Source organism: Tepidibacter formicigenes DSM 15518, assembly GCF_900142235.1.
In the GTDB taxonomy this organism is placed as follows: domain Bacteria; phylum Bacillota; class Clostridia; order Peptostreptococcales; family Peptostreptococcaceae; genus Tepidibacter; species Tepidibacter formicigenes.
In genome coordinates, this window is sequence record NZ_FRAE01000080.1 from 1 (window position 1) to 10,634 (window position 10,634).

10 protein-coding genes and 1 rRNA gene are annotated in these 10,634 nt (G+C 27.6%); 3 read left to right on the top strand and 8 right to left on the bottom strand.

All coding sequences use genetic code 11. The features are described 5' to 3' along the window. Positions 1 to 93: ribosomal RNA gene (locus BUA77_RS11680) — 16S ribosomal RNA — on the bottom strand; the annotation flags it as partial. A 330-nt stretch (positions 94 to 423) separates the two neighbouring features. On the opposite strand from BUA77_RS11680, the gene BUA77_RS11685 reads away from it, so the two are divergent. Further along, entirely contained in the window at positions 424 to 672 is a 249-nt protein-coding gene (locus BUA77_RS11685) for a hypothetical protein (RefSeq protein WP_072890435.1), read from the top strand. Between the two features lie 156 nt (positions 673 to 828). Here the strand turns inward: BUA77_RS11685 and BUA77_RS11690 are convergent, their stop codons facing one another. From BUA77_RS11690 to ftsE, 5 genes are all read right to left on the bottom strand, one after another. Continuing rightward, entirely contained in the window at positions 829 to 1,980 is a 1,152-nt protein-coding gene (locus tag BUA77_RS11690; RefSeq protein ID WP_072890439.1) for a S41 family peptidase, read from the bottom strand. A gap of 157 nt (positions 1,981 to 2,137) precedes the next feature. Further along, on the bottom strand, positions 2,138 to 3,334 hold the full coding sequence (locus BUA77_RS11695) for an RNA-guided endonuclease InsQ/TnpB family protein (protein WP_330390106.1): 1,197 nt from the start codon (positions 3,332 to 3,334) through the stop codon (positions 2,138 to 2,140). Between the two features lie 106 nt (positions 3,335 to 3,440). After that, positions 3,441 to 4,562, bottom strand: a complete 1,122-nt coding sequence (locus BUA77_RS11705) for a murein hydrolase activator EnvC family protein (protein ID WP_072890445.1) — start codon at positions 4,560 to 4,562, stop codon at positions 3,441 to 3,443. Positions 4,563 to 4,587: 25 nt separating this feature from the next. Further along, positions 4,588 to 5,478: a permease-like cell division protein FtsX gene (gene ftsX, locus BUA77_RS11710; protein ID WP_084605757.1), complete on the bottom strand. Its 891-nt coding sequence runs from the start codon at positions 5,476 to 5,478 to the stop codon at positions 4,588 to 4,590. Beyond that, a complete protein-coding gene (ftsE, locus tag BUA77_RS11715) occupies positions 5,468 to 6,154 on the bottom strand; it encodes a cell division ATP-binding protein FtsE (RefSeq protein WP_072890452.1) in 687 nt (228 codons plus the stop codon). The genes ftsX and ftsE overlap by 11 nt, the downstream gene beginning before the upstream one ends. Before the next feature lie 169 nt (positions 6,155 to 6,323). On the opposite strand from ftsE, the gene BUA77_RS11720 reads away from it, so the two are divergent. Continuing rightward, a complete protein-coding gene (locus tag BUA77_RS11720; protein ID WP_072890455.1) occupies positions 6,324 to 6,890 on the top strand; it encodes a 5-formyltetrahydrofolate cyclo-ligase in 567 nt (188 codons plus the stop codon). A 3-nt stretch (positions 6,891 to 6,893) separates the two neighbouring features. Here the strand turns inward: BUA77_RS11720 and BUA77_RS11725 are convergent, their stop codons facing one another. Then, positions 6,894 to 9,266, bottom strand: a complete 2,373-nt coding sequence (locus BUA77_RS11725) for a Lon protease family protein (protein ID WP_072890458.1) — start codon at positions 9,264 to 9,266, stop codon at positions 6,894 to 6,896. Between the two features lie 136 nt (positions 9,267 to 9,402). Beyond that, positions 9,403 to 9,831 (bottom strand): hypothetical protein, encoded by a 429-nt coding sequence (locus tag BUA77_RS11730; RefSeq protein ID WP_072890462.1) that lies wholly within the window; start codon positions 9,829 to 9,831, stop codon positions 9,403 to 9,405. A 149-nt stretch (positions 9,832 to 9,980) separates the two neighbouring features. Here BUA77_RS11730 and BUA77_RS11735 point away from each other — a divergent pair, with 149 nt between their 5' ends. Next, a complete protein-coding gene (locus tag BUA77_RS11735) occupies positions 9,981 to 10,319 on the top strand; it encodes a YlbF family regulator (RefSeq protein WP_072890466.1) in 339 nt (112 codons plus the stop codon). Positions 10,320 to 10,634: the final 315 nt, after the last annotated feature.

Here is a 10,634-nt window from a genome sequence, read left to right on the forward strand (position 1 = left end):
ATCAAAGAGCAAGCTCTTATCTCCTCGCTCGACTTGCATGTGTTAGGCACGCCGCCAGCGTTCATCCTGAGCCAGGATCAAACTCTCAAAACAAACTTAATTTACTCAAAATAAACTTGGCTTCATATTTTTTATCCAGAATCACGTGGTGTGATTCATTATGACCTACTGTTTAATTTTCAAAGTTCAATTTTTCGTGTCTTAACGACAAATATTACTATATCATCTTATTTTTTTATTGTCAACACTTTTTAAAAATTTTTTTAAAACTTTACTACCAATTATATTATGTGTAGCAAATTTAAATACTATTCATCAATATTTAAAATATATCAAAAATTTTTTCTAAAAAAATCACATTTAAACTAATTTGTAATAAAATATAGTGCAAGAAAATTTAATTGTTCTAAAGGAGTGAATTTTATGTATGAGTATTTCTCACCTTTTTCAAACATAGAAAAATCAGAAGAATATGGTTATAGAAAAAAAATTAATAAGTTTGCATATGTATATCATAAGAATGGTTTTAATTATCTGGCGTATATAAAAAAAGATGACAGAGAGTATTGTTATCTGTGTAGATGGAATCCATGCGAGAGAAGATGGTACTATAAACAAGTTAAAAAGAAAAATATAAAAGATATAGAATACTTTAAGCCTGATCCATGCTAAAATTAAATAAAAAAGTCTTTAGTCTAAAGATTTTAAATGTAGACTTTTTTGAAATTCATAACAGAAATTATATTTATCCACAATTTAAAAGGATTATAATTTCCTATTCATTATAAAAAAAGAAATGACTGCAATTTTGCAGTCATTTCTTTTTTTTTATTTAATTTGTTCTTTAATATATTCTATTGCTTTTGGAAGTTGTTCTTCTACTTTTTCAACTACTATATCTGGCTTTATTCCTTTTCCATGTATATATTCTCCATTTGGTGTGAAGTATTGAGCTATTGTCAGTTTAAACCCAGATCCATCTTTAAGAGGTTTTACTCTTTGAACTAATCCCTTACCAAAGGTAGTAGTTCCAATAAGTACTCCTTCTTTGTTATCCCTTACAGCTCCTGATAATATCTCAGATGCTGAAGCAGATCCTTTATTTACAAGAAGAGCAAGTGGAATGCCCACTTTTTTAGCATCAGATTTTAAATATTCCTTCTTCCCTTTATTGTCTTTTGTATAAACTATAGTTCCCTCACCTATTAGTTCATCTGCTATTTTCTGACATTGATCTAAAAGACCTCCAGGATTATCTCTTAAATCTATAATTAATCCTTTTATATTTTTAGATTGTAATTCTTTTAAGTTCTTTTTAAAATCACCAGCAGTCTTTTCATCAAATGTAGTAATTCTTATATATCCTATATTATCTTCAAGAACTTGAGATTTAACAGTTTTTAGCCTTATTTCTTCTCTTTTTATAGTTAAGTCAAAAGGTTCTTTGCTTTCTCTTAAAATTGTTATTATAACTTTTGTTCCTTTTTTCCCTTTCATCATAGATATAGCTTTATCCATTTCTTTAGCCGTAACATCTTTGCCATTTACCTTTACTATTTTATCTCCAGCTTTAATCCCTGCTCTAAATCCAGGGGTATCTTCTATAGGAGATACTACAGTAATAAGCCCATCTTCTCCTGGCATTACAATAACACCAATTCCACTATAAGAACCATGAGTATACTCCATTAAATCTTCAAATTCTTTTTTTGTCATATATTGAGAATATGGATCATTAAGTCCTTCAAACAAACCTTTAGTTGCTCCATTTATTAAATCTTCTTCATTTACCTTTGTGTAATAATTTTCTTCTATTACCTTCTTAAGTGAATACAGCTTAGAAAATTTATTATATTCCTCAAATACTTTTCTTGAAACTAAAACCTTATCTCCTAATACTAACTGTACATTTACAGTTATCAGAGAAGTTAATAAAACTAATATACTCCCCCAAATAGCAGCCTTTTTTTTTGATATCATTTAATGCATCTGCTACTCAAAATATGGACAAATATACCCATATCGAGATTTTTACCTGTTCAACGAGTTCTGCTTTGCCAAAGCTACCACAGTTTTCTTAACTCTCCGAGGTCGTTAATTCCCGACTAGCCATCGGTACATATATACAATTGCTTGATTATGCAACTTTGTATATTTTGGCATTTTTAAGATTATAACTGGCATTTATATCTCTATCTAATACTACACCACATTCACATTTATATATCCTATCTTTTAGCTTTAAATTCTTATTTATATTCCCACAACTAGAACACATTTTAGACGATGGATACCATCTGTCTACCACCCTAAGTTCTATATTGTGTATCATGCATTTATAAGTTAATTTAACTCTAAATTCATATAGTTTTTGTTGTGATATAGCCTTAGATAAATGCCTATTTTTCATCATATTTGATATTGCTAAATCTTCAATAGTAATATAGCTTGGATTTTGCTTTACTATTGAATTGATTACCTTATTAATATAATCAGTTCTAATATTAGTAAGTTTTTGATGAAGTTTTTGTACTTTAGCTATTTGTTTTTGGATATTTTGTCTAGTAGCAGTACCTCCTTTCTCTTTTTTATTTCTTAATTTCAAACTTTCATATTTCCTTGAAAGTTTTCTCTGTTCTCTTTTTAGCTTCTTTTCTAGTTTCTTAACTTGATGTGTTTTATTAATATTTTTAAAAGTCATTCCATTTGAGCATACTGCTAAATTTTTCACTCCAACATCAATTCCTATTCCTTCGTTTTTAGTTGGATTTAATTCACTATAAACATCTTCTTCAATAATTATAGATATAAAATATCTATTACCTTTTTGAGATACAGTCCCATTAACCACTTTTTTATCAGTTGGAATATAACCTTTTTCTTTAAACCTAACCCATTTAAGCGTAGGAATATTAATTCTATGTCTTTCTATTCTAAAATCAGTTTTGTTGTTTTTAGGAAAGTATAATTTAACTTCTTGTTTATTTTTCTTTTTGAATCTAGGAAAACCACTTTTCCCATTAAAAAATCTTTTATAAGCAGTTTCAGCATTACAAATAGACTTATTTCTAGCTTTAGAGCTACATTTATTTATCCAAGAGTATTCATCTTGAACTTTAACTTCATTATTGATATATTTATCAAAGTCATTGGCACTAATAAAAGCTTGCTTCTTATCTATTAATCCCTCTTTAAATTGCTTATAAAGTTCTTGATTTTTAGCTAAATATTGATTATAAAGCCATCTACAAATACCAATACTTTGATTAATTTTTTGTATCTGTTCTTTGGTTGGTTTGATTTCTGTTTTGTATGCTTTTAGCAATTTCTTCATCCTTCTCTATTCCAACGTTGTAAAGTTTTTACAGATACATTTAATAATTCTGCAAAATCTTTCGGTTTATAATTTATTATATGTTTAATATGTTTTTTTATAACTTCTACTTTGATTTAACCCATGGCACAGGGTCAACATATTTTCCATCTTTTCTAACCTCAAAATGACAATGAGGTCCTGTTGATCTACCAGTTGAACCTGCTTTTGCTATAGTTTGTCCTCTTTTTACGCTGTCTCCTTCAGAGACTGTAAGCTTAGAGTTATGCCCATAAAGAGTAACTATTCCACCGCCATGGTCAATAATAACAGCTTTTCCATATCCTCCAAGCCATCCAGCACTAATTACTTTACCATCATTAGCAGCTACTATATTTGTCCCAACAGGAGCTGGAATATCTATACCTGTATGCATTTTCTTTTTCTTTAAAATAGGATGATATCTCATACCAAAAGGAGATGAAATTCTAGTTCTTCCAGGAACTGGCCAAGCCATTACTCCACCTGTATAATCACCTTTTGATTGTAATTTTTTGATTTGAGTTTCTAAAGATTTAGCATATCTATTAAGCTCATCTATATCTCTTTCCATTTTGGCTTCATCAGATTCCAACTGTTTTTTTAATTTACTTTGCTTTCCTCTAGATGCAACAAGTCTACCTTTTTCAATTTCTATTTCTCTTTTTAAAGAAGCCATTCTTTTTTCTTTAGTCATAAGCTCTTCCTTTTTGTTCTCTACAGCTTTTTTATCTTCTCTAAGCTCTGCTAATAAGTTTTTATCATAGTTTACAATCCTTTTAATCATATCTAAATTAGAAAGAAGCTCCGATATATCTCTAGAGCTAAGTAGAACCTCAATATAACTAATATCAGAGGTTTTATACATTACTCTAAGTCTTTTTCCTAAAAGTTCTTCATTTTCTTCAATCTTGTTCTCTAAAGTTTTTATTTCTTCAGTAGTTACTTTTATATCATTTTTAGTTGCATTTAAATCTCTTTGAAGTTTTACAATAATATTTTCTTTTTCATCTATTTGAGTATTTAACTTGTCAATTTTTTGTTGAACACTTTTTTGAGCCTTCTTATTTTCATTCAATGCCTTATTTATATTATTCATGCTTTTTTGAGCATTATTTAATTTTTTCTGATAGTCAGACAAATTCTCTGCAAATGCATTGAGTGAACTAAATATTATCAAAACCGATAAAATAAAAGCTATTTTTCTCATACCTTTCCTCCTCTCATAAGGACCTTTAAACTTTTAAATATCGTCTTAAGGATATAACACTACCTATTATACCTATTCCTACTCCCATCACCATAAATATTAAAATTAAACTATTTATTATACTAGAAATAGGAAGAACATATCCTGAGAATATGGAATAAGAAGGCATATTAAGTTTATTATAAAAATAATTATAACCAAAATAAGTTATACTAAGAGCAAGTATTCCTCCCAAACTTCCAAGTATTATACCTTCTACTATAAATGGCCCTCTTATAAACCAGTCTGTAGCACCTATATATTTCATTATGTTTATTTCTTTCTTCCTAGAATGAAGTGCTAATTTTATTGTATTTGAAATTATAAATAAAGATAGAGCTACAAGTAAACCTATTATAAAAATCCCTGAAGTTTTTACTAAATTAGATATTTTCATAAGTTTTTCAACTACATCTTTATAATATTTTACCTCCTCTATCCCATCATATTTTTTAATTTTTTCTGCAACTTTGCTTATATCTTGTAATTCATTAACTTCTATTATATAAGAATTCTGAAGAGGGTTGTCCAATCCCTCTAAAAGATAGGATTCTTTTCCCCATCTTTTTTTCATTTTATTTAACGCATCTTCTTTTGATTCAAAGGTTACATCCTTTACGCCATCTACTTTTTTTATTTCTTTTTTTAAATTAAATATATCCTGTGAAGATAAACCTTCTTCTAAATAAACTTGTACATTGTCAAATTGACCTTTAATAAGTACTGTAAAATTATTTATATTTAAAACTATGCTGAATATAATTCCAAGTATAAATAATGATGCAGCAACAGAACCCACTGATGCAATTGCCATGGTAGGATTTCTTAGAATTCCTTTAGCCCCCTCTTTTATATTATAGATTATGCTATTTATCATAATTATAAGTTCCCCTTTCTTCGTCCTTTACAACTTTTCCTTTATCTAGTGCAATAACCCTTTTTCTCATTTTATCAACTACATCCTTTGCATGGGTAGCCATTATTATAGTTGTTCCTCTTCTGTTTATATCTACAAGAAGGTTCATTATTTCATTTGCCGTAGAAGGATCTAGGTTGCCCGTAGGTTCATCTGCAATTAAAAGTGAAGGATTATTAACTATAGCTCTAGCTATACTTACCCTTTGCTGTTCTCCTCCTGAAAGCTCATTTGGATAGGATTTAGCTTTTTCACTAAGTCCTACCATGCCAAGTATAAAAGGAACTCTTCTTCTTATATTTTTACTACTTTGCCCTATTATTTCCATGGCAAATGCTACATTTTCATAAACTGTTTTATTTGGTAATAATCTAAAATCTTGAAATACAACTCCTATGCTTCTTCTAAATTTAGGAATCTTTCTTCTAGGAATTTTTGTAACATCCTGACCTTCTATTATTATTTTTCCAGTAGTTACTTCTTTTTCTTTTAACAGCAATTTGATAAATGTAGATTTTCCCGCGCCAGAAGATCCTACTAAAAATACAAAGTCTCCTTTATTTATTTTTAAATTTATATTAGAAAGAGCTACTTTTCCATTTTTATAAGTTTTATTTACATCTTTAAATTCTATCACTCTATATCAACTCCAGTTATATATTTAAAATCTGACTATTATATTATAACAAGAAATACATTAAAACTTCAATTAAGATAAATAATATAGGAGAATTTGCCTTACCTATTAAAGGGTTTTTGTTTGTTTATGTCTAAATTTATTAAAAAAGATAAAGGGGGATAATCAATTGAAAAAGGAATTTAGAAAAAAAGTTCTACAAATAAGAAAAGAGCAAAGTGATTCTTTAGTATTAGAAAAATCAAAAAAAGTTTTTGATAATCTAATGAAATTAGATGAAATAAAGAATTCAAATACTATAATGGCGTATCTTGATTTTAACAAAGAAGTTAAAACTGATATAATTATAAACCATTTAATATCTCTTGGAAAAAAAATTATTGTTCCAATAAGCATAGTAGAAGAAAGAAAGCTTTTATTGTCTGAAATAAAAGATATTGAAAAAGAAGTTAAAATAGGAACATATGGAATAAGAGAACCTAAAGAAGAATATATAAGACCTGTAAATAATAATGAAATAGATATTGTTATAGTTCCTGCTGTTGCTTATGATATAAATGGTTATAGATTAGGATACGGTGGAGGATATTATGATAGATTCCTAGAAACATTAAGAAAAGATGCTAAAACTATAGGAATAGCTTTTGAGCTTCAAATATTTGATAGTATACCAAAAGAAGAACATGATGCAAAACTTAATTATATAATAACTGAAAAAAGGATAATTAAGCCTTAAGGCTTAATTATCCTTTTTATCATCTTTTTCATCATCTTCTGCTAACTTTTCTAAAGATTTATTTACTTTTTCATCTATTTCCTTCATAGAAAGCCCTGTTAAAATTTCAAGTCCTTCTTCTATATGACCTATTGAATATATATGAAATTTACCTTCTTTAACAGCTTCTATTATTTCATCTTTAAGCATTAAATTTTTTACATTTTGCTTTGGAATCATTACTCCTTGTTTTCCTGTAAGTCCTTTTAATTTACAAACATCGAAAAATCCTTCTATTTTTTCATTTACTCCACCAATTGGTTGAATTTCTCCTTTTTGACTTACAGATCCTGTAACTGCTATATACTGCTTTATAGGAACATTAGCAATACTTGAAATTATTACATATAATTCTGTACTTGATGCGCTATCTCCATCTATCCCTGAATAATTTTGTTCAAAAGTTATAGATGTAGTTAAAGAAAGAGGTCTTTCTCTCCCATATTTTCCACCTAAGTATCCACTTAATATTAATACTCCCTTATCATGGCTGCTTCCACTACGCTTTACTTCTCTTTCTATATTTATGATTCCTTTTTTTCCCTTATATGTTGATGCTGTTATTCTAGACGGCTTTCCAAATGAATATTCACCAGTTCCCATTACAGCAAGTCCATTTATTTGTCCTACTTTTTCTCCTTCAATATCAATAATTAAGGTTCCATCTTTAAACATTTCATTTAATTTCTCTTCATACTTATTATTCCTATATTTTTTACCATCTATTGCCTTTTGCACATCAACTCTTGTTACATATTTTGAATTTTCATCACTCAATGCATCTGCCTCGTATAATATATCTACTATTTGATTAAATCTAGCACTTAACTTTTCCTTATTTTCGCAAATTCTAGAACTATATTCTATTACTTTTTCAATAGCTCCTTTATCAAAATGCTTTAATCCTTCTTTTTCACAATGAGTTGCTATAAACCTAGCTATTTTATACAAATTTTCTTCATTTCTATTTATTTCAATATCAAAATCTGCCATTATCTTAAATAACTTTCTAAAATCTTCATCATATGCATATAAAAAACTATATGTATAGCTATCCCCTATTAATATTACTTTTACCTCTATATCTATAGGTTCTGGTTTTAATGTAGATGTTACTATATATCCATACTGCTTATTTAGTGTTTCCATGGTTACTTTGCCAGTTTTTAATGCTCTTTTAAGTGCCTGCCAAGCAAAAGGATGAGAGAATAAATCCTTAACATTTAATATTAAAAATCCTCCATTCGCCTTATGAATAGCCCCTGGCTTAAGCTCTAAATAACTAGTAGTAAGCACACCAATTTCATTTTTGTACTCTATCATTCCAGTTAAATTATAATAAGTAGGATTAGTTTCATTTACAATTCTAGCACCTTTTAATTCACTATTATCTATAAATAAATTCACCTTATATCTTAAGAAAAATTTACTGTCATCCTTTTGCATAAAAGCAAACATATTTTTTTCTTCATTTTCATTTTTCTTAAATTTAGATATATTTTCTACAATATCTTCTTTCATATCATGTAAATAAGTTAATATTTTTTCGTTATATCCATATTTATCTATTAAATAATTTATATAAAAATCTACAATATTTTCTCCAATTTTTTTATCCAACTCTAAAATTTTATTCTTAAATTCTTCCTCTAATCCCTTTATTTTATTTACATAGTCTGTTATATCTTTATTTAATTCATTTGCTTTTTCTCTTATTGTATTGAGTTCTTGTTGAGAAAGGCTTTTATACTCTTCATCAAGCATTGGAGTTTTATTTTCTTTTAAAGGAATACTAACTAATCCTCTTTGAGTTACTTGAAAAGTAAATCCTCTTTCTTTTGCAAACTCATTTAGTTCTGTTATTACATTTTGAGTCATTTGTTCATATTGAGCTACTATATATGCATTTTTTTCTTCATATTCTTTTGATTCAAAGTTTTTTGGAATTTCCTCTTTAAGCTTTTCTACAATTTCTTCTACATCTTTTTTAAACTCTTTTCCTTGTCCAGCTTCAAATGATAAAGCAATTGGTTCATTAGGTATTTTAAAATTATACACATATACAAAATCTTTATTATTCCTTTTATACTTTGCTATTTTTTCTATTAAAGAGTAAGTATAGCTTGTCCTTCCTGTTCCACTAAGTCCTGCAACGTATATGTTATATCCTCTTTTTTTCATTTTAAGTCCAAAATCCATGGCATAAGCTGCTCTTTCTTGCCCAATAATTCCTTTTAATGGTTTTAAATCTTCTGTTGTATTAAAATTAAAATCATCTAAACTACATTTTGTTTTTAAGTCATCAATAGGAACCTTAAAGTTATTAATATTTATCATATTCATCCCCCTTTAACTCTTTTATATTTTATTTTACCCAAAAAAACAAAAAAATCACTTTAAAAATAAAATATCAAGTCATTTTTTTGAAATTTCACAAAAAGCTGCTAACATTATTTTGTTAGCAGCTTTTTTACTATTCTTCCTCAACTTTATTTATTAATTCCACCTTATCAGGAAGTTCTTTTAAATTAGTTTCTACAACTATGTATGGATGTGAATTTTCAGGTTTTTTATAAACAGAATATACTTTCATTGTAATCTTATCTTCATCTTTTAGCATTTCTATTTTTTCTATTTCTACTCCATAATCTTTGTTTTCCCCTCTCGTTGCTATAACATATATTTTATCCTGAATTTTGCATGCTAATGCTCTTTCTTCATCTACGTATTTTGGCATTACATCCAAAATTTTCTCAGGTATCTCATCTCTTTCAACTAGTGTAAATTCAACAGGTTCCCCTTTTTCTCCTAAGAATTTAGGTACCACTAAAAATCCTCCAATTACAAGGATTAATGCTATTATACCATACAGTACAGCCTTAGTATTCCATTTAATTTCCAAACAATACCACCTCCCAATCCTTATACATTAATTATATGAAGGGATATTTAACATTAGAATTAAAAAATATAAAAATTAGTAACGTATAAATCTTTTTTGAATATAATGATAAAGACCTAATTATAAACTATTTTAAAGGGGTGCTTTTAATGAGTAGAAAAATTAAAACCAAAGAATTTATTGATTCTATTATAAGTACTAATGAATTTATACAGTTAAAAAAAGCAAAAGCAATTATTGATAGAAACAAAGATTTAAAGAAAAAAGTAGATGATTTTAGAAAAAAACAAACGGAGATATATAGCTCAAAAAAAACTCAAAAAGATATGCAATATAGATTAGCCGAACTTAATAAACAGTTTCAAAGTCTATCTCAAATCCAAGAAGTCGATATATTTTTTAAATCATCAAAAGAATTTAATGATATGATGTTTAAAGTATTTAAAGAAATAAATGATTCAGTAGACTCAAAATTAAATTCTAAATAACTAAAAAAATTCGCTTCATGCTATCGCATGGCTCATGTCGCCAACGAGTCCTAACGGACTCCGTTGCTCAAAATAGTTGATACTTTTATTCAGTTACCAAAGTTACAGTTTAAAAAATTTATAATTTCCTATAGAGTAAAAAAAATAAGCCCTTATACAGGGCAATTGAGAATTTTGAGTTTATTTAAACCTACATTTTAAGAGGTATCATAAATTGCTGATAAGGGGTTGTCAGCAAAAAAATAAGCCATAAGGTTTGAGAATTCAGTTCTCTAAAAACCTTCATGGCCTTATTTTCTTAATTTTGTTTTCTAG

What these genes read in the sequence shown, in the direction of transcription:
- BUA77_RS11685 (WP_072890435.1), top strand. Translation starts at nt 424, where the DNA reads ATGTATGAGTATTTCTCACCTTTTTCAAACATAGAAAAATCAGAAGAA.
- BUA77_RS11690 (WP_072890439.1), bottom strand. Translation starts at nt 1,980, where the DNA reads ATGATATCAAAAAAAAAGGCTGCTATTTGGGGGAGTATATTAGTTTTA.
- BUA77_RS11695 (WP_330390106.1), bottom strand. Translation starts at nt 3,334, where the DNA reads ATGAAGAAATTGCTAAAAGCATACAAAACAGAAATCAAACCAACCAAA.
- BUA77_RS11705 (WP_072890445.1), bottom strand. Translation starts at nt 4,562, where the DNA reads ATGAGAAAAATAGCTTTTATTTTATCGGTTTTGATAATATTTAGTTCA.
- ftsX (WP_084605757.1), bottom strand. Translation starts at nt 5,478, where the DNA reads ATGATAAATAGCATAATCTATAATATAAAAGAGGGGGCTAAAGGAATT.
- BUA77_RS11725 (WP_072890458.1), bottom strand. Translation starts at nt 9,266, where the DNA reads ATGATAAATATTAATAACTTTAAGGTTCCTATTGATGACTTAAAAACA.
- BUA77_RS11735 (WP_072890466.1), top strand. Translation starts at nt 9,981, where the DNA reads ATGAGTAGAAAAATTAAAACCAAAGAATTTATTGATTCTATTATAAGT.